This is a genomic window from Pseudarthrobacter sp. C4D7, assembly GCF_013359725.1.
Lineage (GTDB): Bacteria > Actinomycetota > Actinomycetes > Actinomycetales > Micrococcaceae > Arthrobacter.
The window spans coordinates 88,557-112,226 of record NZ_JABFMW010000010.1; the positions used below are offsets into that span (position 1 = coordinate 88,557).

Annotated in this window: 20 protein-coding genes; 6 read left to right on the forward strand and 14 right to left on the reverse strand. The window is 67.8% G+C overall.

All coding sequences use genetic code 11. The features are described 5' to 3' along the window. Nucleotides 1-6: 6 nt before the first annotated feature. The gene (locus HNO81_RS09695; RefSeq protein ID WP_175317917.1) at nt 7-1,620 is read right to left on the reverse strand and encodes a peptide chain release factor 3; all 1,614 of its coding nucleotides are present in this window, start codon (nt 1,618-1,620) and stop codon (nt 7-9) included. 197 nt (nt 1,621-1,817) lie between these two features. On the opposite strand from HNO81_RS09695, the gene HNO81_RS09700 reads away from it, so the two are divergent. From HNO81_RS09700 to disA, 3 genes are all read left to right on the forward strand, one after another. Then, entirely contained in the window at nt 1,818-2,093 is a 276-nt protein-coding gene (locus HNO81_RS09700) for a hypothetical protein (protein WP_175317918.1), read from the forward strand. 97 nt (nt 2,094-2,190) lie between these two features. Beyond that, a complete protein-coding gene (locus HNO81_RS09705; RefSeq protein ID WP_175317919.1) occupies nt 2,191-2,724 on the forward strand; it encodes a 2'-5' RNA ligase family protein in 534 nt (177 codons plus the stop codon). Nucleotides 2,725-2,937: 213 nt separating this feature from the next. Then, a complete protein-coding gene (gene disA / locus HNO81_RS09710) occupies nt 2,938-4,014 on the forward strand; it encodes a DNA integrity scanning diadenylate cyclase DisA (RefSeq protein WP_175317920.1) in 1,077 nt (358 codons plus the stop codon). Between the two features lie 84 nt (nt 4,015-4,098). Here the strand turns inward: disA and HNO81_RS09715 are convergent, their stop codons facing one another. Further along, entirely contained in the window at nt 4,099-4,797 is a 699-nt protein-coding gene (locus HNO81_RS09715) for a hypothetical protein (RefSeq protein ID WP_175317921.1), read from the reverse strand. Nucleotides 4,798-5,071: 274 nt separating this feature from the next. Here HNO81_RS09715 and HNO81_RS09720 point away from each other — a divergent pair, with 274 nt between their 5' ends. Together HNO81_RS09720 and HNO81_RS09725 are read left to right on the forward strand one after the other, a co-directional pair. Then, nucleotides 5,072-5,890, forward strand: a complete 819-nt coding sequence (locus tag HNO81_RS09720; protein WP_254703399.1) for an A/G-specific adenine glycosylase — start codon at nt 5,072-5,074, stop codon at nt 5,888-5,890. Nucleotides 5,891-5,958: 68 nt separating this feature from the next. Further along, nucleotides 5,959-6,390 (forward strand): DUF3592 domain-containing protein, encoded by a 432-nt coding sequence (locus tag HNO81_RS09725; protein ID WP_175317922.1) that lies wholly within the window; start codon nt 5,959-5,961, stop codon nt 6,388-6,390. 27 nt (nt 6,391-6,417) lie between these two features. Here the strand turns inward: HNO81_RS09725 and HNO81_RS09730 are convergent, their stop codons facing one another. From HNO81_RS09730 to lysS, 10 genes are all read right to left on the reverse strand, one after another. Then, a complete protein-coding gene (locus HNO81_RS09730; protein ID WP_175317923.1) occupies nt 6,418-6,591 on the reverse strand; it encodes a hypothetical protein in 174 nt (57 codons plus the stop codon). Between the two features lie 35 nt (nt 6,592-6,626). Further along, complete coding sequence (gene dhaM / locus HNO81_RS09735) at nt 6,627-7,337, reverse strand: dihydroxyacetone kinase phosphoryl donor subunit DhaM (protein WP_175317924.1); 711 nt, start codon at nt 7,335-7,337, stop codon at nt 6,627-6,629. Continuing rightward, nucleotides 7,334-7,966: a dihydroxyacetone kinase subunit DhaL gene (dhaL, locus tag HNO81_RS09740; RefSeq protein ID WP_175317925.1), complete on the reverse strand. Its 633-nt coding sequence runs from the start codon at nt 7,964-7,966 to the stop codon at nt 7,334-7,336. The genes dhaM and dhaL overlap by 4 nt, the downstream gene beginning before the upstream one ends. A gap of 2 nt (nt 7,967-7,968) precedes the next feature. After that, a complete protein-coding gene (gene dhaK, locus HNO81_RS09745) occupies nt 7,969-8,970 on the reverse strand; it encodes a dihydroxyacetone kinase subunit DhaK (RefSeq protein ID WP_175317926.1) in 1,002 nt (333 codons plus the stop codon). Between the two features lie 266 nt (nt 8,971-9,236). Further along, entirely contained in the window at nt 9,237-9,746 is a 510-nt protein-coding gene (locus HNO81_RS09750; protein WP_175317927.1) for an amino-acid N-acetyltransferase, read from the reverse strand. Nucleotides 9,747-9,780: 34 nt separating this feature from the next. Then, on the reverse strand, nt 9,781-11,901 hold the full coding sequence (locus HNO81_RS09755; protein ID WP_175317928.1) for a prolyl oligopeptidase family serine peptidase: 2,121 nt from the start codon (nt 11,899-11,901) through the stop codon (nt 9,781-9,783). Nucleotides 11,902-12,100: 199 nt separating this feature from the next. After that, complete coding sequence (locus HNO81_RS09760) at nt 12,101-14,593, reverse strand: ATP-dependent Clp protease ATP-binding subunit (protein ID WP_175317929.1); 2,493 nt, start codon at nt 14,591-14,593, stop codon at nt 12,101-12,103. A gap of 333 nt (nt 14,594-14,926) precedes the next feature. Further along, entirely contained in the window at nt 14,927-15,256 is a 330-nt protein-coding gene (locus HNO81_RS09765; protein ID WP_175317930.1) for an Lsr2 family protein, read from the reverse strand. 138 nt (nt 15,257-15,394) lie between these two features. Beyond that, nucleotides 15,395-15,562, reverse strand: a complete 168-nt coding sequence (locus tag HNO81_RS09770; RefSeq protein ID WP_175317931.1) for a hypothetical protein — start codon at nt 15,560-15,562, stop codon at nt 15,395-15,397. Nucleotides 15,563-15,564: 2 nt separating this feature from the next. Next, the gene (gene lysS, locus HNO81_RS09775; RefSeq protein ID WP_175317932.1) at nt 15,565-17,103 is read right to left on the reverse strand and encodes a lysine--tRNA ligase; all 1,539 of its coding nucleotides are present in this window, start codon (nt 17,101-17,103) and stop codon (nt 15,565-15,567) included. 68 nt (nt 17,104-17,171) lie between these two features. Between lysS and HNO81_RS09780 the strand changes: the two genes are divergently transcribed. After that, nucleotides 17,172-18,086: an alpha/beta fold hydrolase gene (locus tag HNO81_RS09780; protein ID WP_175317933.1), complete on the forward strand. Its 915-nt coding sequence runs from the start codon at nt 17,172-17,174 to the stop codon at nt 18,084-18,086. Here HNO81_RS09780 and atzF read toward each other — a convergent pair. Further along, nucleotides 18,064-19,923, reverse strand: a complete 1,860-nt coding sequence (gene atzF / locus HNO81_RS09785) for an allophanate hydrolase (protein ID WP_175317934.1) — start codon at nt 19,921-19,923, stop codon at nt 18,064-18,066. The two genes, HNO81_RS09780 and atzF, sit on opposite strands and share 23 nt — an antisense overlap. Then, entirely contained in the window at nt 19,920-23,663 is a 3,744-nt protein-coding gene (uca, locus tag HNO81_RS09790) for an urea carboxylase (protein ID WP_175317947.1), read from the reverse strand. The genes atzF and uca overlap by 4 nt, the downstream gene beginning before the upstream one ends. Nucleotides 23,664-23,670 lie beyond the last annotated feature (7 nt).

A 23,670-nucleotide genomic window follows, 5' to 3' on the forward strand; every position in this document is an offset into this window, starting at 1 on the left:
ACGCCCTTACTTCGCCGGGGTGTGTGTGCCGATGGGCACGAGAGTCAGGTCCGGGTGGTTCTTCTCGATCCGGCGGAGCGCCCAGACGTCGTTGAACAAGGCGAGGTATTCGCCGTCGGACCGCAAAAGCACCTCCGCGCCCGGGACGTTGGCCAGCGCGGGCATGGCGTCCGCCGTCGAAATCCTGGCCAACGAGTAGGGCAGGCGTTCCAGGCGCATGGGGGCGCTGAAGTCGTGCGCCATGCGGTCCTCCACCACTTCGAACTGCATGGGCCCGACGGCGGCAAGCACGGGCGCCTGGTCACCGCGGACGTCGGAGCGGAGCACCTGGATGACGCCCTCGTGCTCAAGCTGCTCGATGCCGCGGCGGAACTGCTTGAACTTGCTGGGGTCCTTGGACCGCGCCACCTGGAAGTGTTCGGGGGCGAACAGCGGGATGGCCGGGTATTCCACCGGGTCCTCGAGGAACAGGCTGTCACCTACGCGCAGGGAGGACGCGTTGACCAGGCCCACCACGTCGCCGGGGTACGCCTCATCGATGACTTCGCGTTCCCGCCCGAACACCTGCTGGGCGTATTTGGTGGCGAAGGATTTTCCGGTGCGGGTCTGGGTCACCACCATGCCGCGCTCGAACACGCCGGAGCAGACGCGGATGAAGGCCACGTGGTCACGGTGCGCCTTGTTCATGCCCGCCTGCACTTTGAAGACGAAGCCGGAGAACGGCGACTCCACCGGGCGGGGTGCGCCGTCCACGTCGGGGCGGGGAGCCGCGGGAGGGGCGAAGTCCACCAGGGCGTCCAGCAGCTCCTTGACGCCGAAGTTCAGTGCGGCGGAGCTGAACAGGATGGGGGTGGCCTTGCCGGCGTGGAAGGCGTCCACGTCAAATTCGAGGTTGGACTCGACCACCAGGCCTGCCTCATCCACAGCGTCGGACCAGTTGCTTCCCTGGCTCTCGGCGGCTTCCTCAGGCGTGAAGTACTCGGTGAGGGCGATCTGGGCGCCGGCGTTGTTGCGCTGGAAGCGGGCGAAGCGGTCGTTCCGCAGGTCCCAGACGCCCCGGAAGTCGCCGGAGATGCCCACGGCCCAGGTCAGCGGCATGGGCTGCAGTCCGGTGCGTTCGGTGATCTCGTCCATCAGCGCCAGGGCGTCCAGGCCGGGGCGGTCCCACTTGTTGATGACAGTGATGATGGGCAGGTTCCGCTGCTTGCAGACCTCGAAAAGCTTCATGGTCTGGGTTTCCAGGCCCTTGGCGGCGTCCACCAGCATCACTGCGCAGTCCACGGCCGCCAGCACGCGGTAGGTATCTTCGGAGAAGTCGGCGTGGCCGGGGGTGTCCAGGAGGTTGATGACCGTGTCCCGGTAGGAGAACTGGAGGGCAGCGGAGCTGATGGAGATGCCGCGGTCCTTCTCCATCTGCATCCAGTCCGAGACCGTTTCCTTGCGGTTGGCCTTGCCGCTGGAGGCACCGGCGGTGCCGATCACCTTTGCATGCAGGGCGAGTGCCTCGGTGAGCGTGGACTTGCCCGCGTCAGGGTGGGAAATTACCGCAAAGGTCCTGCGGCGGCCCGCCTCCTTATGAATCTCGGAGATCCGGGCGGGGGTCAGGACATCTTGGGACACGGTGCTACTTTCGCTGCGGTTGTGGCTGCCCAGGGGCCTTTCGGGTTCTGCGCTGCGACTCGAGGGCGGGGAAACGGGGTTGGCGAACGGCCAAAGTACAAGTTTATCGCAGGGCCGCAAACCTTTACCGGCCGCGCTTAACGCGGGCGAAACCGGGCGTTCAAAGCTGCGAAATGCCTGGCGGCTAGCTTGGGGGCATGATCAATGGCGCCATCTTCTCCGGCAACCTCTTCTTCGATCCGCTGGCCGGCAACCTGGCCACCGCGGCGGGGACTGCATCGGGCACGCCGCAGGGCACCGCGCAGGGCACCGGCCCCGGCACCGCCGCCGAAGGGCCGGACGGAGCTCCTCCTGTCCCGCCGCAGCGCCAGCGGGGCGTCCAGACGGCGGCGGAGCACAGGGCGCTCCGTGCCGCCTCCCTGTCCAAGGTCAGCAGGGACCTGGAGCGGATGCTCAGGGAGCGGCGGCGCTGAGCATCCCCGGGAGCGGGCCCACTTCCCGGCCCGCCTGGCCCGGCGCGCCACCGCGAAGGGCGGCATGGGAGCGCCAGGTGAACGGCATGATGTGCTTATGCGCAGCATTGAACTGGTCTTTGACAGCAGTACCGACGCCTTGGTCAGGGCCGACTGGGCGCGCCTCGAAGCAGCCGGCCTTCCCAGCCTGGCAGCGCATACCTCGCCCAGCAACAGTCCACACATCACGCTGGCTGCAGGACTGGACCTCCAGGCCGCGCAGGAGGGGCCCTGGCAGATGCTGCCGGTGGACGTGGTGTTTTCCGGCGCCATCGTTTTCCCCGCCGGCGCCGGCAGGTACGTGCTGGCCCGGTCCGTCCTGCTGACCCCCGGCCTGCTGGACCTGCACGCCACGCTGCACCGGGATCTTGGTGGCGCCCTGCCGTTGACCTTGCCGGGGGCGTGGACGCCGCATGTGACCATCTCCCGCCGCATCCCCGGCCACCAGCTCGGGGCCGCCATGGACCTGCTGGACCTGCGCGTGGAAGGCAGCTGCACGGCAGCGCGGCTGTGGGACAGCAGCACGAAAACGGTCACTCTCCTGGGTGGCGCTGCCTGGGAAGGCCGGCCGGAACCACGTCCTACGGGGTGAAAATGCCTGCCCGGGCGGGCGTCCAACCGGCACTTTTCCGGCCGCTCAGGATAACCCCTAACGGGGCACTTTGGGGCTTGACTGTGCGGAACTTGGGCTTCTTGCCCCTATCATTGAGCTTGCGGGATTAGCAGCACTTTTTGAACCTGCCGGCCACCTGCAGATGCCGGTATTCCTGCGGGCGGCGGTCCGCACCTTTGAAGGGAAACACCTATGGCGCGGAGCCCCGAAGAATCGCTGAGGGCCACTCTGGGCAGGGTTGCACCCGGAACACCGCTCCGCGATGGCCTGGAACGGATCCTCCGCGGGCGCACCGGCGCCCTGATCGTCCTGGGCTCGGACCGGACCATCGATTCCATCTGTTCCGGCGGATTCGATATCGGCATCGAGTTCTCACCCACCCGGCTGCGGGAACTGGCCAAGATGGACGGCGCCATCATCTGCGACAAGGACGCGGGCAACATCCTGCGCGCCGCAGTCCAGCTGGTCCCGGATTCAAGCATCGAAACGCAGGAGTCGGGCACCCGCCACCGGACGGCGGAACGGGTTGCAAAGCAGACCGGGGTTCCCGTCATCTCCGTCAGCCAGTCCATGCAGATCATCGCCCTTTACGTCAACGGCCTGCGGCACGTCCTGGAGGGCTCCGAGAACGTCCTTGCCCGGGCCAACCAGGCGCTGGCTACCCTGGAGCGGTACCGCGCACGGCTGGACCAGGTCACCAGTTCACTGTCGGCGCTGGAAATCGAGGCGATGGTGACGGTGCGGGACGTGGCCGTGACCCTCCAGCGGCAGGAAATGGTTCGCCGCATTTCGGAGGAAATTTCGCAGTATGTGCTGGAACTGGGCGAGGACGGCCGGCTCCTCTCCCTCCAGCTCGACGAGCTGACCGTGGGCCGGGGCCCTGGAAGCGATGTGATCATCCGCGACTACGCCAGTCCCAATGCCTCCGCGGACGAGATCGACAAAGCCGTCCATGAACTGGTCAGCCTGGGCCCCACCGAGCTGATCGACCTCGGCAAGATCGCAGCGATCGTTGGCTTTGCCGGCGGCGAGGCCAATCTCGACGCCGTGGTCCAGCCCCGCGGCTACCGGCTGCTGTCCGGCCTCAAGGCAGTCCCCAAGGCAGTGGCGGACCGGCTGGTGGACCATTTCGGCGGGCTGCAGTTCCTGATGGCGGCCACCATCGACGACCTCATGACCGTGGACGGTATTGGTGACCAGCGCGCCCGTACCGTTCGCGAAGGCCTCAGCCGGATGGCGGAGGCAAGCCTCCTGGACCGTTTCCTCTAGCCACCCGGTCCCCATCGATTGCTCCCCACCTGCCGTTATGGCGCCTGAAAACGACAGTTACGGAGCAATCGATGGAGCCGCTGGTCAGTTCAGCTGGAAAACAGCCTTGGGACTGGCCCGCGAACCCAGCTTGGCCGTGAAGATGTAATACGCCCCGCCCCCGCCGGGTGCTGCAGCCACGGCCTTGCAGCCATCGGCACTGCGGTTCCGGCCCCACGGGAAGTTGGCTGTTTCACTGGCACCGGACGCAATGACCTTCACCAGGTCCTCGCTGGATGCCTGGCAGTCCTTCGAGGAGAAGATCCGGTCGGAGCCACTGGTCACCACGAACTCCATCTGCGAGGTTCCGATGTTGACCTCACAGGGCACGGTGCCGCCGTTGGTCACCTTCAGGGTAAGCAGCGGATTTTCCCCCGGGCCGTAGGCAGGCTTGTCCGTGGCGGCCGTGACGGTCACCAGGTTCTGGTTGCAGGTGGGGGTTGCCGGGGCCGTGGGCGACGCCGTGGCGGACGGGGTTGCCGGCGCGGAAGCAGAGGGGGTGGTCACGGCAGCGGCGGGGCCCGACGCCGTCTCCGTGGCGGATGGCTGGGTGTATGAAGCCTGCTGCGAACCGCTCCGGAAGGCGCCTGCAAGGGCGAAACCGCTGACGACCAGCACCACCACCAGCAGGAGCGCGCCACCAGCAATCAGGCGCCGGCGGCGGTAGACGGCGGCGCTCGGCTTCCGGACGCTGCTGGAACCCGACGCCGTGCCGCGTGCTGATGAATTGCCTTGCCTGCCCATCCTCCTAGGCTAGGGAAGCCAGCCCGTTCTGCACTGCCACCACGCCGCCGGGGTCCCATCGCGCTGGTCACAACCGGTTTTCGGCCGGGACGAGGCCGTCCATTACAGTGTTGGCATCGACACTCAAACCTCCCCCACCACGGACGCTGCAGCGGACCCCGCAAACCTGGAGCTGCTCCACCAACGGATCAACGGCTGGTTCGCCGAGGTTGCCCGCGACCTGCCCTGGCGCGAGCCTGGCTGCTCCGCCTGGGGCGTGCTGGTCAGCGAGATCATGCTGCAGCAAACACCGGTGGTCCGGGTGCTTCCCGTCTGGCATGAATGGCTCAAGCGCTGGCCCACCCCGGCCGGGCTGGCAGGCGAACCGGCAGGGGAAGCCGTCCGCTCGTGGGGGCGGCTGGGCTACCCGCGCCGCGCGCTCCGGCTGCACGCCGCAGCCGCAGCGATCGTGCGGGACCACGGCGGCAGGGTCCCCGACACCTACGCCGAACTCCTGGCCCTTCCCGGCGTGGGCAGCTACACCGCAGCTGCAGTGGCAGCGTTCGCTTACGGCCGCCGGGAAACGGTGGTGGACACCAACATCCGCAGGGTGCACGCCCGGCTGGTCTCCGGCCTCGCCCTTCCCGCCCCGGCGCTGACGGCGGCGGAGATGCGCCTGGCCGCCGGCCTGTTGCCGGACGACGACGAAACCTCCGTGCGCTGGAACGCCGCGGTCATGGAGCTCGGGGCTTTGGTGTGCACGGCCCGCGCCCCGAAGTGCGCCGCCTGCCCGGTCAAGGACTCCTGTGCGTGGCTGGCGGCGGGTGAGCCCCCGCCGTCGTACGTTCCCAAGGGGCAGGCGTGGCACGGCACCGACCGCCAGGTCCGCGGCGCCGTGCTGGCCGTGCTGCGGCTGACTGAAACACCCGTTCCGCCTGACATGTTTTACCGGGAACCCGCCGATCTTGGGTTCGCCCCGCAAGGGATCGGCGTGCCGCTGGCCGCGCTGCACCGGCTCAACACCGCTCCGGAACAGCTGGAGCGGGCGTTGGCGGGGCTGCTGGCGGACGGACTGGCAGAGATGCGAGACGGCGGCTACAGACTTCCTGGCTGACGCACCGGCTGCCCGGCACCCCGGGCCGGGGATGGCATACTTCTTGGTGACCGAAACCGGGGGAAGCCATGAAGACCATTCTGTACATCGTCTGGGCGCTGTTTGTTGCCGCCGCGATACTTTCGCTGCTTTATGCCTCGCGCAGGACTAAGCGGCAGGCACGACAGATGGCGGAGTGGCCCAAAGCGCAGGCCACCGTCACCGGCAGTGCCACGGGCTGGACCAGCGGCGTGGGCGGCTCAAGCCGGAACCTGCGATATTTCCCCACGTACCAGTTCACGGACCCGCAGGGCACCCTTTTCATGGGTAAGTCGGAGGTCTCCGACGTTGAGCAGCCGGTACCGGGGTCACTGATCGAGGTGGCCTACAACCCGGCGAACCCCAATGAGTCGCTTGAGGTTTCTTCGGAACCACGTACCGCCATGGGGTGCCTGATTGCCTTCTTCGCTGTCTTCGCCGTCGTCTCGTTCTGGTTCATCGGCGTCTTCCCCGTGGGCTAGGGGCTGATGGCTTAGCGGCTGCCGCGGCTAGAACAACGCCGGCTGCGTGAATGCTTCGCCCTCGGACGCTCCGGGGGCCGGACCGTCGCCAACCGGTTCAGGGCTCCAGTCGAAGCCGAGTTCGGCGAGCAGTTCCTCCATGGAGATCTGGCCGTCCAGCACTTCGATCTCCTGGGTGTTTTCTGCAAGCGGCCGTTCCATGCCATCGAGCTTATTCCCAGGAAGGGCCACGCAGCTCAGGGCTCGCCGAAGCCGGCCTCCACCAGGCCGCCCACGTACTCCACTGCCCTTTCCGCATCCGCGCCCCATGCTTCCACGTGCAGCACGGTCCCCTTGCCTGCCCCCAGGGTCATCAACCCCGTCATGGATGCGCCGTCCGCTCCGTTGATGGTGACCTCGGCGTCGAGCGACGCCAGCCCGCCGGCAACTTTCGCAGCGGGCCGGGCGTGCATGCCGGCCTGGTTCACCAGTTCAAAGTCGCCCGTGAAATCCGGCGGGGCGCTGCTGACGGGCTCCTGCTCCGACTCTCCTGCCGCTGGCTCCGGCTTCTGGGCGGCGCCCGGAACGCCTTCGGCTGCCTTCCGGACCGCCTGCACATCAGCTCCACCCTGCGCGGCGACGGCGGCAGCCACGAGCCCTTCCACCAGCGGCGCGTCGGCGAGCAGGACGCCGGCCGGATTCTCCAGGAACTCGAGGGCCGACTCGGCGGTCATGACGGCTGAGCCCAGGTCAGTCAGCACCACGGTGCCTTCCGGGCCGGTCCCGCCGCCCTGGCTGCCGGCCTTTTCCAAGGCGGCGAGGACCTTCTCCAGGCTGGTGCCGATCCTGCCGTCGTCGGTGCCACCGGCCGGCAGGATCATGACATCGGGCGCCATTTGGGCGGCAAGCTCCACGGCGCCGTCGGCAATTTTTTCGCTGTGGGACACCACAACGATGCTGACGGTCATGCAGCCGCCCCGACGGCAGCACGCAGGATGAGTGCGCTGGACACGGCCCCCGGGTCCCGGTGGCCCGCGCTGCGTTCGCCAAGGTAGCTGGCGCGGCCTTTCCGGGCAATCATCGGGTCGGTGGACACGGCCCCCGCCTCGGCAGCCTCCGCAGCCGCCACCAGGACGCCCAGGACATCCGCGCTCCCACCGTCTGCTGCCGCGCGGGCAGCATCAACGGCCGGCGTCCACGCGTCCACCATCGTCTTGTCCCCTGACTCCGCCTTGCCGCGCGCCACGATCCCGTCCCGTGCCGCCTGCAGGGCGCCGGCCCAGGCCGCCGGATCGATCTCGGCGGAATCACCCAGGGCGGTGGCAGCGCGAAGGAACGCGGTTCCATACAGGGGACCGGCCGCGCCGCCAACCTTGGACATCAGGGTCATGGCGGTCATTTTCAACGCCGCCCCCGGGGTTTCAGGCGTCGATTCGCCCAGCTTGGCAAGGACCGCCTGGAAGCCGCGGTCCATGTTCTCGCCGTGGTCGGAGTCCCCGATGGCGCGGTCCAGTTCGATGAGTTCAACACGGTGTTCGGCCATGGCCTGCGCGCACAGCGTCAGCCATTTGACGGCCCAGTTGGCATCCAGCACCATGGTTACACGCCCCAGCGCAGGGCGGGCGTGTGCACGGGTGCGTCCCAGAGTTCGGTGAGTTCGTCGTCGAGCCGCAGGACCGAGATGGAACAGCCCTGCATTTCCAGTGCGGTGATGTAGTTCCCCACCAGCGACCGTTCCACCGTGGCGCCCGCGTCCGCCAGTACCTGCACGGCCCGGCGGTACACGATGTACAGCTCGCTCAACGGGGTCCCGCCCATGCCGTTCACGAAGAGCAGCACCTTGTCCCCCGAACTGACCTTGAGGTCGGTCAGCACGGCGTCCATCAGCCGGTTGGTGATGCTGTCCGCGTTTTCCATGGGGATCCGGTGCCTGCCGGGTTCGCCGTGGATGCCGATCCCGATCTCGATCTCATCCTCGGCGAGGTCGAAACTTGGCGTGCCTGCGTGCGGCACCGTGCAGGCTGACAACGCAACGCCCATGGTCCTGACGTTGGCGTTCACCCGCTCCCCGATGGCGGCCACGGCATCCAGGTTGTCGCCGCGCTCGGCAGCGGCACCGGCGATTTTCTCCACGAGCACCGTGCCGCCCACCCCGCGCCTTCCCGCGGTGTACAGCGAGTCCTCCACCGCGACGTCGTCGTTGACCAGCACGGTCCGGACGTTCACGCCCTCCGCTTCGGCCAGCTCGGCCGCGGTCTCGAAGTTCAGGACGTCGCCGGTGTAGTTCTTGACGATATGCACGACGCCGGCACCTGAGTTCACAGCGAGGGTGGCGGGCAGGATCTGGTCCGGCGTCGGGGAGGTGAACACCGCCCCCGGGACGGCGGCGTCGAGCATGCCCCGGCCCACGTAGCCGGCGTGCAGTGGCTCATGTCCACTGCCGCCGCCTGAAACCAGGCCCACCTTGCCGGCCACAGGCGCGTCCTTGCGCGTGATGTAGGTGGGGTCTTCACTGACGGTGACCAGTCCTGCATGCGCCAGGCCAAAGCCCTGCACAGCTTCCTGGACAACGGATTTTGGATCGTTGATGAGTTTCTTCATGGCGGTGCTCCTGGCTGTGCTCCTGAAGGATGTGTCTCCGACCCTACTACCGGGATCGCAGGTGGCGGTAGGTTCCTCCGGTCCGGGTTTTCCGGCCACCGCCAACGCCTGCCGGTCCGGGACGCAGCAAAGGGACAGCCCCCAATGACTGTCCCTTTCCTGAGGCCCCCCACATATCGGCCTCCAGCAGTTTATCCATCAATTCGAGTAAAGCCAAGAGGCGTGTACCTCCACGGGGCGGCCACGAGTCTCTTTACAGGATTCTTTTACAGGGTTCGGATCATCCGGGTGTTGCCCAGGGTGTTCGGCTTGACCCGCGCCAGGTCCAGGAATTCCGCCACGCCTTCGTCGTGCGAACGCAGAAGCTCCGAATACACTTCCGGGTCCACTGCGGACTGGTCCGCCATCACCTCGAACCCGTGGCGCTTGAAGAAATCCACTTCGAAGGTGAGGCAGAAGACCCGGGACACACCCAGTGCCCTGGCCTCCTCCAGCAGGCTCTCCACCAGGACGTGGCCCACGCCCTGGCCGCGCCATTCGCCGGACGCCGCCAGGGTGCGGATCTCGGCCAGGTCCTCCCACATGACGTGCAGGGCCCCGCAGCCGATCATTTCGCCGTCGCTGGATTCGGCGATCCGGAACTCCTGGAGGCTCTCGTAGTAAGCCACCGTCTCCTTCGCCATGAGGATGCGTTCCTCGGCCAGGGGCGCCACCAGTTTCTTGATGGCGGGAACGTCACTGGTGCGGGCGGGGCGAATGCGGAAGGAGTCGGTCACAAGGCAATCCTACGAGCCGGAAAGTACCGGCGCCCTACAGCCCCAGTTCGGCCGGCAGTTCGAGTTCCTGGCCCAGGACGTTCTTCGCCAGGAACCACTCCACCACCTGGTACCAGACCTTGGCGTGCTGCGGCTGGAGGATCCAGTGGTTTTCGTCCGGGAAGTACAGGAACCTGTGCGGGGTCTGGCCGTCCTGGTCTGCCGCCAGGCGCGATTTGGACAGCAGCTCGTACCAGAGCCGCAGGCTTTCACCGATGGGCACCCGGTAGTCCTTGTCGCCGTGGATCACCAGCATGGGCGAACTGATGTTCTCCGCGTGCAGGTGGGGTGAGTTTTCCAGCGCCATTTCCTCGGTCATTTCCTTCAGCCAGTACTGGGAGGCGTCCGTGGTGGGCCCGAACTGGTCCAGCGCCCAGAGGCTGGCGTGGGTAACGACGGCCTTGAACCGGTCCGTGTTGCCTGCCACCCAGTTGGCCATGTAGCCGCCGAAGGATCCTCCCATCGCGGCGGTCCGGGTCCCATCAATGTCCGGCCGTTCAACTGCGGCGTCCGTGACGGCCATCAGGTCGGTGAACGGCGCCTTGCCCCAGGCGCCCCAGCCGCGCTGGATGTATGCCTGGCCGTAGCCCGTGGACAGGGCCGGGTCCGGGAGCAGGACCGCGTAGCCCTTGGCGGTCAGGAGCCAGGGATTCCAGCGCCACGTCCACGCATTCCAGGAGCCCAGCGGGCCGCCGTGGATCCAGAGCAGTATGGGCGCGGGCGTCTGCGCAGATGCGCCCTCCGGCAGTGCGAGGTAGGCAGGGACCCGGGAGCCGTCAGGAGCCGTGGCGGCGATCCGTTCCAGCCGGCCGGGGCAGGATGGCCGTTCGGCCGGGGCCGGCAGGCGGGTGGTTTCGCCCGTGGCCAGGTCGATCCGCACGGCCTCGGCCGGGTATTCGTAGGAACTGCGCAGGGCATAGGCGTACCGGCCTTCCGGCGAAACAACGACGTCGGAGTAGGCCGCGGCGTCCTGGGTCACCCTGGTGACACCCACCTCAGCGGCAGCCGCCGGAACGCTGACCCGGAAAACCGGCGACGCGCCGTCGTCGTCCGCGGTGACCAGGAGGGCGGAACCGTCCGGAAGCCAGGCTTCCGGCTTGGGCCAGCGGTCCCAGTCGTGCGCCAGCGGCTGCAGGCCGGCGGCATCAGCGGCGTTCCCGGAGACGTCAAGGAGGTGCATCCTGATCTCTGGAGCCTGCTGCGGGGTGGAGTCGCTTTCACTGAGCACCACCAGGGTCCTGCCGTCCGGGCTGACCGGCCCGGGAAAGTAGCTCATGCCTTCGTGGTCAAGGAGCACCTTGAGGCTGCCCGATGCCACATCCACCGCCACCAGGACGGAACGGCTGTCCGCTTTGGCGAGGGGCTTGGTGTAGCTGCTGTAGACGGTCGTCCCGTCCGGGCTGACCACCGTCCCGGCCTCCCTCAGCCGCGCACCGGCGCCGGGCGTCAGGTTCCGCAGGACCAGGGGCGCCGTGGCGTCAATGGTGGTGGGCTTTCCCGGCCCTTTGTCCGGCCCTGCTTCCACGGCGAAGATCCGCGGCTGGCCGGGGCCCAGGTCGGCGTCCCAGTAGCGGACCGGGTACTCGCTGTGCAGGATGGCGGAAACCTTCCTGTCCTTGCGGGATTTGCGCCGTTCTGCGTCGTCTTCCTCGTCAGCGGAACCCGCCAGGATGTCGGCGGTGACGAAGGCCGCGTCGGCATCCTTGGCGGTCATTACCTTGCTGACGCCGCCGGGCCTGCTGAGGACCACGCGGGCTTCCCCACCGTCCGCCGGAAGGAGCCACAGTGCATTGACCGGCTCCTCATCCGGGCTGTCGGGGTGGGGCCGCGCAGACGTGAAATAGACGTCGCCGTTCGCTCCGAAAGCCGCACCGGCTTCACCTTTGGCGCTGCGGGTGATGCGCCTGGCGTGCCGCTGGCCGGCGGGGTCCAGCTCCCACAGCGCGGAGGCAAACCCGGTGCCTTCACCGTTCAGCGTACTGACGGTGGTGACCAGCCGGGAGCCGTCCGGGCTCAGGGCAAGGCCGCTTACCCGCGGGATGGACAGGTAGTGGTCAAGGTTGTGGAAAGGGGTCAGTGGTTGCTCGTCCGGGATCGCCGGATTCTGATTAGCCATCCTCCGATTCAACACGTTTTGTGCGGCCCGTCACAGCCGCCACGCGACCTTGGCCCACGCCAGGGACGGCCCGCACCGGCATGAACGGTCCCGGGGAGCGCCGGTTGTGCGGCCAACGGCCGGTCATGGGAGCCGGCACGTTAAACGGCGAAAGCCCCGCCGCTCCTTGTGGGGAGTGGCGGGGCTTTGGCTGTGGTGCCTAGACGCTCGGGGCGATTTCCGGAATGCGCGGCTTGGCGTTGCCGGCGAAGGTGAACTTCGCGTCGTCGCCTTCGCCTTCGACATCCACCACGACGATGTCGCCGGGGTGGATCTCGCCGAACAGGATCTTCTCGGAGAGCTGGTCCTCGATCTCGCGCTGGATGGTGCGGCGCAGCGGCCGCGCACCCATGGCGGGGTCGTAACCGCGGGTAGCCAGGAGCACCTTGGCGGCCGAGGTCAGCTCGATGCCCATGTCCTTGTCCTTGAGCCGCTTCTCCAGGCGGGTCACGAACAGGTCCACGATCTCGATGATCTCGTCCTGGGTGAGCTGCGGGAACACCACAACGTCGTCAACACGGTTCAGGAACTCGGGGCGGAAGTGCTGCTTGAGTTCCTCCGTGACGCGGGCACGCATGCGGTTGTAGCCGGTCTGCGTGTCGGTGCCGGACTGGAAGCCGGTGGCGACGCTCTTGGAGATGTCCCGGGTGCCCAGGTTGGTGGTCATGATGATCACGGTGTTCTTGAAGTCCACCACGCGGCCCTGGGAGTCGGTCAGGCGGCCGTCTTCCAGAATCTGCAGGAGCGAGTTGAAGAGGTCCGCGTGGGCCTTCTCAACTTCGTCGAACAGCACCACGGAGAACGGACGGCGGCGCACCTTCTCGGTCAGCTGGCCACCCTCTTCGTAGCCCACGTAGCCCGGAGGGGCACCGAAGAGCCGCGAAACGGTGTGCTTCTCGGAGTACTCGGACATGTCCAGCGTGATGAGGGCGTCCTCTTCACCGAACAGGAATTCCGCGAGTGCCTTGGCCAGTTCGGTCTTGCCGACGCCGGTGGGGCCGGCGAAGATGAACGAGCCGCCGGGGCGCTTGGGGTCCTTGAGCCCTGCACGGGTGCGGCGGATGGCCTGGGACAGGGCCTTGATGGCCTCGTCCTGGCCCACCACGCGCTTGTGGAGTTCCTCTTCCATCTTGAGCAGGCGCGAGGACTCTTCCTCGGTCAGCTTGAAGACGGGGATGCCGGTGGAGTTGGCCAGCACCTCGGCGATGAGATCCTCATCCACCTCGGAGATGTCGTCCATGCCGCCGGACTTCCAGTGCCGCTCCTTCTCCGCCCGCTCGGAGATCATCTTCTGCTCCTTGTCGCGGAGCGAAGCTGCACCTTCGAAGTCCTGGGCGTCGATGGCGGATTCCTTCTCCATCTTCAGCTTGGCGATGCGCTCGTCCATGGCCTTGAGCTCCGGCGGAGCGGTCATGCGGCGGATGCGCAGTCGGGCACCGGCTTCATCGATCAGGTCGATGGCCTTGTCCGGCAGGAAGCGGTCCGAAATGTAGCGCTCGGCCAGGCTGGCGGCGGACGCCAGGGCACCGTCGGTGATGGTAACGCGGTGGTGTGCCTCGTACCGGTCGCGCAGGCCCTTGAGGATCTCGATGGCGTGCGCCACGGAGGGTTCCTTGACCTGGATCGGCTGGAAGCGGCGCTCCAGCGCGGCGTCCTTCTCGATGTGCTTGCGGTACTCATCCAGCGTGGTGGCGCCGATGGTCTGCAGCTCGCCGCGGGCCAGCATGGGCTTCAGGATCGAGGCTGCGTCGATGGCGCCTTCGGCGGCACCGGCACCCACCAAGGTGTGGATCTCATCGATGAACAGGATGATGTCGCCCCGGGTGCGGATCTCCTTGAGGACCTTCTTCAGGCGCTCTTCGAAGTCGCCGCGGTAGCGGGAGCCTGCCACCAGCGAACCGAGGTCCAGGGTGTACAGCTGCTTGTCACGGATGGTTTCCGGGACATCGCCGCGGACGATCGCCTGGGCCAGGCCTTCGACGACGGCAGTCTTGCCGACGCCGGGCTCGCCGATGAGGACCGGGTTGTTCTTGGTCCGGCGGGAAAGGACCTGCATGACGCGTTCCATTTCCTGCTCGCGGCCGATGACCGGGTCCAGCTTGTTCTCGCGCGCAGCCTGGGTCAGGTTGCGGCCGAACTGGTCCAGGACCACGGAACCGGCGGGCGCGCCTTCAGGCTGTCCGCCGCCGACGCCTGCGCCGGTGGTTTCCTTGCCCTGGTAGCCGGAGAGGAGCTGGATGACCTGCTGGCGCACCCGGTTGAGGTCGGCGCCGAGCTTGACCAGAACCTGGGCAGCAACGCCTTCACCTTCCCGGATCAGGCCGAGCAGGATGTGCTCCGTACCGATGTAGTTGTGGCCCAGCTGGAGGGCTTCGCGCAGCGAGAGCTCCAGTACCTTCTTGGCACGGGGGGTGAAGGGGATGTGGCCGGAGGGGGCCTGCTGGCCCTGTCCGATGATCTCCTGCACCTGCTCGCGAACGCCGTCGAGCGAAATGCTCAAAGACTCAAGAGCCTTGGCGGCAACGCCCTCACCCTCATGGATCAGACCCAAGAGGATGTGTTCGGTACCAATGTAATTGTGGTTCAGCATGCGTGCCTCTTCTTGGGCAAGCACAACTACGCGACGGGCACGGTCCGTAAATCGCTCAAACATTTCGCCACACTCCTAGCTACGACGTACTTTGATGCTACGGGGCGGACCCGGTCTTGTGGAGCGTGTTCGCCACAGGGGAAACCGGACCCCTTGCGGGAATAACGCCCGTGGGCAGTCGACGCCGGCGCACCGGGCCTGACCGGCCCGGCGGCAGCGCGCACGGCGGACCCGCCCGGACGGCGAATAACGCCGGACGCCGGAGGGACCGCGGAAATATCCAATTTGCGTCAAATGGACCAGCCGCACCGCCCGCAGCAGCGGCAATGGCCATAAATTAGAAAACCCCGCTCCGCCTTGCGGCGGGAGCGGGGTTTGGGCAGAACCGGGCCCGTCCTAGGAATTTGCCTTTTGGTAGGCTTCCTGGATTTCAGCCTGAATTCGGCCGCGGCTGTTAACGGTGTAGCCGTTGTCCCGCGCCCATTGCCGGATTTGTGCCGAATCGTTGCTGCGGCCCGCGGTTGGCGCCTTTGTCCGCTGCACGCGGCCTCCGGATGCCTTGCGGGCAACATTGATGAACCTCTCCAATGAAGACCGGAGTTCAGCGGCATTGGCTGCCGACAGGTCAATCTCGTAGTTGACCCCATCGAGGCCAAACTTCACATTCTCGTCTGCGGATCCCCCATCCAGATCATCAACGAGGATGATGTTTACTTTCTGTGCCATTAAAGGTCTTCCTCTTGCTGGAAAGTTCGGTTTTCAGAAAAGCAGGATGTTTCCGAAAAAAGTATGACTCTTATGTTGGCAACGCGTCAAAGCGCCTAAAGGTTCCTTGGGGATAAAACCGGCAGGCAGGGGGTTTATCTATTTGGATTCCGAACCCGGGTTGTCAGCCGGAAAGCCGTCCGCTTCGGCTTGGGCGCGTGCTTCCGCCTGCCGCTCGGCCTTGTCCGCATTGAAAATCGATTTCATGGCGAACCAGAAAATCAGGCCCACCACCAGGGAGGGCAGAATGACTGCTACGTATTCCATGGTCAGTTCCCTTCGGGCTTCAGCAGGGGGAACAGGATGGTTTCGCGGATTCCGGCGCCGGTGAAGAGCATCACCAGTCGGTCGATACCGAGGCCGATGCCGCCCATGGGAGGAGCCCCGTATTCCAGGGCACGGAGGAAGTCCTCATCCAGCTGCATGGCCTCGACGTCACCGGCGGCGGACCGCAGCGACTGTTCGGTGAGGCGTTCGCGCTGGATGACGGGGTCGATCAGCTCGGAGAACGCGGTGCCGCGCTCCATGCCGCCGATGATCAGGTCCCAGGCCTCGATCAGCCGGCCGTCCTCACGGTGCTGGCGGGCCAGCGGCTGCGCCGACGGCGGGTAGTCGTAGACGAAGGTGGGGTTCAGCAGGGTGGGTTCGACCAGTTCGCCGAAGAGTTCGACGACGAGCTTCTCCGCGTCCCAGGCGGCGTCGACCTTGACCTCGTGCTTTTCCGCGAGGGCCAGCAGCTCGGCGGCCGGGGTGTCCGGGGTGATCTCCTGGCCGACGAAGTCGGAGAGGCCCGGGTAGACGGCCATCCAGGCCCAGTCGCCGTCGAGGTTGATCTCGCCGGCCTCGGTCTGCAGCACCCGGCCCACGCCGGCGGCGTCGGCGGCGTCGAGGATGATCTCCTTGATCCGGTCCGCCATGACGAACTGGTCGGCCCAGGCCTCGTAGCTCTCCAGGGTGGTGAATTCGGGGCTGTGGGTGGAGTCGACGCCCTCGTTGCGGAAGACCCGGCCCATGTCGTAGACCCGGTCGATGCCGCCGACGACGGTGCGCTTGAGGTACAGCTCGGTGGCGATGCGCAGGGTCATTTTCTGGTCGAACGCGTTCATGTGCGTTTCGAACGGGCGGGCGGTTGCGCCGCCGTGGACCAGCTGCAGCATGGGGGTCTCCACCTCCACGTAGCCTTGGCGGTGCAGGGTCTCGCGGATGGAGCGGGTGATCGCGGCGCGGGTGTAGACCATCTCGCGGGCCTCATCGCGGACGATCAGGTCCACGTAGCGCTGGCGGACGCGGGTTTCCTCGTTCAGTTCCGCGTGCAGCACGGGCAGCGGCCGGAGGGCCTTGGACGCCATGGACCAGGACTCGGCCATGACGGAGAGCTCGCCGCGGCGGGAGGAGATGACCTCACCCTTGATGAAGACGTGGTCGCCGAGGTCCACGAGGGACTTCCAGTCGGCGAGTGCTTCCTCGCCGACGTTGGCCAGGCTGAGCATGACCTGGAGGCGGACCGCCTTGCCGTCGAGGCCGCCCTCCTGCAGGGTGGCGAAGCAGAGCTTGCCGGTGTTGCGGACGAAGACCACCCGGCCGGTGACGCCCACGGTGTCGCCCGTGGTGTCGTCCGCCTCAAGGTGGGCGTACTTTTCCCGGATGTCGGCGAGGGAGTGGGTGCGTTCCACTCCCACGGGGTACGCCTCCGTGCCGCGCTCAAGAAGTTTTGCGCGCTTTTCCATGCGGATCCGCATCTGCTCGCTGGCGTCGATGGGCTCTGGGGCATTCTTGGGCGCGGGAGTGTTTTGGGAAGTCACAATCATCAAGTTTACCGGGCATTGGCTGCCCGGACTTTCAGCTTCCCCGCAGGCTCGCGTCCTAGGATGGGCGGGTGATTGAACGGGTACTTCCAACGCACGACGGCGGCAGGCTGGCTTTGTACAGCTATGGCACCGGGGATGCGCCCGGAGACAAGCGCGTGCTGCTGATCGGTGGGGCGTTCCTCACAGCCCTGATCTACCAGCCGTTCTCCATCGCGCTGGCGAAGGGCCTGGGCGACGGCTGGGCGGTTGACGTCTACGACCGCCGGGGCCGGGGCAAGTCCTCCGAACAGCCCGCGGACTACTCCATGGCCACCGAGATCGAGGACGTCCGGACGGTACTCAAAGCCACCGGCACCCGGAACATCCTTGGCCACAGCCTGGGCGGATCGGTGGCCCTCAATGCTGTCCAGGAGTTCACCGGTACGGCGTTGGTCCCGGACAGGCTCGCGGTGTACGACGCCGCGGTGAACATCGACGGCAGCATCGATACCGCCTGGCTCGACGGCTTCGAGGACGCCGTCAACAAGGGCAGGGTGGGCCATGCGCTGGCGCACATGCGGAAGGCCACCAGCCCCGGCTCAGCCATGGCCAGGATTCCGGAGCCGGTCCTGGCGGGCCTGTTGGCCATGCTGTCGCGGACCAAGGTCAACAGGATGTTCCAGCAGGTCATGCCCACCGGCGTAGGGGAGCTGCGGGCCGCGTACGACGAAAAGGACCAGGCCCGGGATTTCAGCGTGCTGCCCGCCGGGACCCACTTCATGGCCGGTGGGAAGAGCCCCGGTTACTACAGGGTGACGGCGGAACGGCTGCACGCGGCCGTCCCCGGGAGCAGCTACCAGGTGTCTCCCAAGTGCTTCCACGGTTCCATCCCGGCGGCCGTGAAGGAGTTGGTGGCGGCCATCTCGGCGTACTTCAAGGATGAAGGTCCGGACGGGAAGCCCCGCCCGGACGCCCCTGAAGCTATCCCCGCTCGCCGCGGCTGAACCCGGCGAGCACAGCCTCTCCAAGGTCCCGCCACACCGTCCGCGGTTTCGGTGCCACACTGCGGTCGGCCAGCCAGTCCCCCCATGCGGTGATGTCTTCGCCACGTTCAGCGGCGAGGGTGTCGCAGGCGAATCCCACCGCGGTTGACCCGTCCGCGAGCTCGACGGACCCCAGGAGCATGGGTTCGGGGAGGGACGCCAGGAAGGCTCCCAGCGCTGCCGGTGACAGCAGCCACCGCTCCCCCGCCAGCTCCGCGCCGTCGTCGGACCGGTAGACGCCCGGCTTGGGCGGCACTGTATCCAGCGACACCATCCGGTAGCGTGCGGCCGTCCGGACCGGGCCGTCCCAAAAGGCGCCGGCTTCCTCGAGCTGTGGCGCCAGCGGCTGCCCCTTGCGGTGCGCGCCCACCACCACCAGCGGTAGGGCCGTTGCGCCGGCAACCACGGGCCAGGGAACGGACGACGACGGCAGGCTGGCTCCTGCGGTTGCCTCCGGTCGTGCACCGCCCGGCACCGCGGCGGCGGACTGCACAGGCGGGACAGGGGTGTTTTCAAGCCGGCGGGCGATGTCAACGGCCACGGCGTCGTGGAAGGTCCGGCCCACCACCGTGAGCCCGAACTGGGCGCCGTCCACCTTCCCGGCGGGGACTGCCACGGCACACAGGTCAAACAGGTTGCAGAAGTTGGTATAGGTGCCCAGCAGGGAGTTCACGCCCACCGGGTCCGCGGCCACCTCGGCAAGCGTCGGGTGGAACGGTGCCGTGGGGACCAGCAGGGCGTCGAAACCCTCCAGCCGGGCCATGGCCCTGGATTTGAGGTCCTGCAGCCGGGCGGTATCGGCCACGTACCGGTGCGCCGGCACTGTCCCGGCCGCCCTGATGATGCGCCCCACGGTGGGATCGATCCCCGCATGGCTGTCCGCGCCGGCGTCGTACCCTCCAACGAAGCTGCCTACGGCGGCGTGGCGTTCGGCCACCAGCCCGCCGTCGTACAGCAGCCGTGCCGCCTCAAGGAAGTCGTCGAATTCGATGGCCTCGGCTTCCGCCCCGGAGGCCGTGAGCCGCTGGACCTGCCGCTCGAACTCCGCTGCCCATGCCGGCGGGAGGGCCGGGAGGGTTGCTGGATACGCCACGCGCGGCCGTGGCGGGGCAGCCAGCCGGATGTCCGCCGGCCAGGCCCGGGAGTTCCCGGCCATGACGCCCATGGCCAGCTCGGCCGTGGACAGGTGCCGGGCAAAGATGGTGACGGCATCCCAGGAACGGCAGGCTGGAACCACGCCGCCGGTGGACACGACGTCCAGCGTGGGTTTGATACCCACGATGCCCTGCAGCCCGGCGGGAACCCGGCCCGATCCCGCGGTGTCCGTTCCGATGGCGATATCCACCAGTCCCAGTGCCACCGCAACCGCGGAGCCTGAGCTGGATCCGCCGGAGATGTGGTCCGGGCGGCGGGAATCGCGGACGGCTCCGTAGGGGCTCCGCGTGCCGACCAGTCCGGTGGCGAACTGGTCCAGGTTGGTGGCACCCAGGATCAGGGCACCTGCGGAGCGGAGGCGGGCCACGGCCTCGGCGTCCTGGTCCGGGATGTACGCGAAGCCGGGGCAGGCGGCCGTTGTGGGGATGCCGGCCACGTCCACGTTGTTCTTGACCGCGAGCAGGAGACCTGCAAGCGGGAGGTCGGCACCGCCGGCCACCGCGGCGTCGATGGAGGCTGCCTCCGCCAGCAGATCGTCCGCGCCGCGGAGCGTGATCCAGATTTCGGGCCGGTCCGCCGCTTCAATGGCGGCGAGCGCTGCCTTCGCGCGCCGGGTGGCGTTGCCGCTGATGTCCGCACTCATACTGTTGCCTCTTCCAGTTCCAAAGTTTCCAGCCCTGCAGGCTCAACGGCGGCGCCAAGGACCACCACCGCCTCCCCGGTCACCACCTGGGAGCCTGCGGTGGGCAGGACGCGGAGCACCACGCCGTCGCAGGGCGCTTCCAGGACGGTTTCCATCTTCATGGCCTCCAGGGACACCAGCGGCTGGCCCTTGGCCACGTGGTCCCCGGCCGCAACGTCCACCTTCCAGACGCTGGCGGCGAACGGTGCGGAGACCAGTGCGCCGTCGTCGGGAACATCCACGTCGTCTGCGGCGGGGGCCACGACGGCGGCGAGTGCCTCCGCGCGGTCGAACTCGCCGGCGTCGGCCCAGGCCTGCCGCTCCACGGCAAAGGCTGCACCCTGCTTTTCGCGGAACAGCTCGATGGACTCACGGTTCTCCGCCAGGAACGCCTCATGTTCTGCCAGCGAGAAGGTCCCCTCTTCGATCTCCACGCCGCGGCCGCGGCCGGCTGCCATGTCGGCCCGGAGGTCCAGGAGCTCTTCGGGGCTGACGGGGTACCAGTAGATCCGGTCGAAGAAGCGGAGCAGCCACGGCGATCCGGGCTCAAACGGGGCGGAGTCCGCGTAACGCGACCAGACCTGGGTGGTGCGGCCCACGAACTGGTAGCCGCCGGGTCCTTCCATGCCGTAGATGCACATGTACGCCCCGCCGATACCCACCGCGTTTTCTGGGGTCCAGGTGCGGGCCGGGTTGTACTTGGTGGTCACAAGTCGGTGCCGGGGGTCCAGCGGGGTGGCTACCGGCGCGCCGAGGTACACGTCGCCCAGGCCAAGGACCAGGTATTCGGCGTTGAAGACGGTATCGAAGACCTCGTTGACCGAGTCCAGGCCGTTGATCCGGCGGATGAACTCAATGTTCCACGGGCACCAGGGGGCGTCGTCCCGGACGCCTGCCATGTACCGTTCGATGGCCTCCCGGGTGGCCGGATCATCCCAGGACAGCGGCAGCCGGACAGTGCGGCTGGGAACCACCAGTTCTGAGCTGGCGGGCAGTGCCGCTTCCACCTCCCGGACCAGGTCCAGCAGCCGCAAGGTGGACAGGACGGACGGGTCCACCTTGATCTGCAGTGAGCGGATGCCGGGGGTGAGGTCCACGATGCCGGGCACGCGGAGCGCCTCAATGTGCTGGTGAAGGGCGTGGACGCGGGCGCGCAGGCCAAGGTCCAGCACCATCTCGCCGTATTCGACCAGCAGGTTGTCGTCCCCGGACCGGCGGTAGGTGACCGCGGGCCGGCCGGAACCTTCCGGCACCCGGCCCAGTACGCCGTCGTCGCCATCCCCGCGGGCGGGGCGGGGGGCGGCGCTGCCGGCGGCCGGAGCCTCCGTGGCCACCGGGGATGCCCAGCCGGCATCGCCCGGAAGGATCAGCTGCCGGCCGGGACCCAGGTCCTTGGCCGACGGCGCCCGGCCGGCTTGGATGGGCACGAACCTGACCTTGTCCCCCGGGCGGAGCTGGCCAAGCTTCCAGCGTTCGGCGGTCACCACGGTGACGGGGCAGACGAAGCCGCCCAGGCTGGGCCCGTCGGGGCCGAGCAGGATGGGGGTGTCGCCGGTAAAGTCCAGGGCGCCCACGGAGTAGGCGGTGTCGTGGATGTTGGACGGGTGCAGGCCGGCCTCGCCGCCGTCGGTCCGGGCCCAGCGGGGCTTGGGGCCGATGAGCCGGACGCCGGTGCGGGCAGAGTTGAAGTGCACCTCGTACTCCGCGGCGTACAACTCTTCGATGTCTTCGCGCTGGAAGAACTCCGGGGCGCCGTGCGGGCCTTCGGCGACGGCCAGTTCCCAGGTGGAGGTGAGGGTGGGACGGCTGTCCAGCGGGACAGCGGTGCCGGTGGCCTGCTGGACGGGAGCCTGTTCGACGGCGGACTTCACCGCGCGGAGGACGTCGCCGGCGCGCAGCACCCGCCCGGCGTGGCCGCCGAACTGGCCCAGCGTGAAGGTGGACGCACTGCCCAGGTACTGCGGAATGTCGAGGCCGCCCTGGAACAGGATGTAGCCGCGCAGGCCGTTCCCGGTGGCCGTGCCGGCGTCGAGCGTTCCTCCTGCCGGCACGGTGACGGGGGTCCAGGCGGGCACCTCCGCGCCGTCAACGGTCACCGTGACGTCCGCGCCGGTGACGCAGACGGTGGTGGCGTGCGTGAAGGTCAGGCTGGGGCCGGTCATGGTGAACTCCAGGCCCGGCGCGCCCTCCGAGTTGCCCAGGGCGGTGTTGCCCAGGCGGAAGGACAGGTCATCCATGGGGCCGCTGGGCGGGACACCGATCTGCCACAGGCCGGTGCGGCCGGGCCAGTCCTGCACGCTGGTCTGCAGGCCGGGACGGTTCACGGTGATGCGCGGTTCCGGATCCCCTACGGAGTCCAGGGTGCTGGTGGAATGCTGGACGTTGCGTACCACCTCCAGGCCGCCTACGGCACGGAGCATGCCTACGTTGGTCTCGATGCCGTCGACGCGCGTCTGCTCCAGGGCTGCGGCCAGGCGGTCAAAGGCTTCCGTGCGGCTGGCGCCGGAGGTGATGATCTTGCCCAGGAGGGGATCGTAGTTGGTGGAGACTTCCGTGCCGGTTTCCACCCAGGCGTCCACCCGCGCCGCTCCCGCGGCGGGGTAGGCGGCGTTGGTGACGGTTCCGGCGCTGGGCTGGAAGCCGCGGGCCGGATCCTCGGCGTAAAGGCGGGCTTCCACGGCGTGGCCGGTGACGGGCAGGCTGTCCGGGACGTTGTCCAGCACCGTGTGAGCTGTGCTTCCGCCCTGTGCCAGGCGGAGCATCCACTCCACCAGGTCCACGCCGGTGACGGCCTCGGTCACGGGGTGCTCCACCTGGAGGCGGGCGTTGACTTCCAGGAAGGACGCTTCCCGGCGGGCGGAGTCGTAGACGAACTCCACCGTGCCGGCGGAGCGGTAGTTAAGGGAGGCGCAGAGCGCGCGGGAGGTACGGTGCAGTTCCGCACGGAGTTCATCGGGGAGGTCCGGGGCAGGGGCTTCCTCCAGGACCTTCTGGTGGCGGCGCTGCAGGGAGCAGTCGCGGTCGCCAAGGCTCACCACCCGGCCGTCACCGTCGCCAAAGACCTGGATCTCGATGTGGCGGGCGTTCTCGACGTAGCGTTCGGCGAAGACGCCCGCGGTCCCAAAGCTGGCGCCGGCAAGGCGTGCCACCCGGGGGAAGCTTTCCGCCAACTCGGCCTCGGAGCGGCACACTGTCATGCCGATGCCGCCGCCACCGCCGGTGGCCTTGAGCATGAGCGGGAAGCCAATCGTCCTGCCGGCTTCCACGGCGGCGTCCACGTCCGCCAGCAGCCCGGATCCGGCGATCATCGGCACCCCGGCCGCCCGGGCGGCGTCGCGCGCGGTGTGCTTGGTGCCGAAGATGCGCAGCTGCTCAGACGTGGGGCCAACGAACACCAGGCCCGCGGCTTCCACCGCTTCGGCGAAGGCGGCGTCCTCGGACAGGAAGCCGTAGCCGGGGTGGATGGCGCCGGCGCCGGTTTCCTTGGCCGCTGCCAGGATGGCGTCCACCCGCAGGTAGGACTCCTTGGCCGGTGCCGGGCCCAGGAGCACCGCTTGGTCGGCGAGCCGGACGTGCTTGGCGCCCCGGTCCGCCTCGGAGAAGACGGCCACGGTGCGCAGCCCCAGCTTCTTCGCGGATTCGATGATGCGGCAGGCGATTTCGCCGCGGTTGGCAACCAGCAGGGTGTCGAAGGTGTTCAGGGTGGTG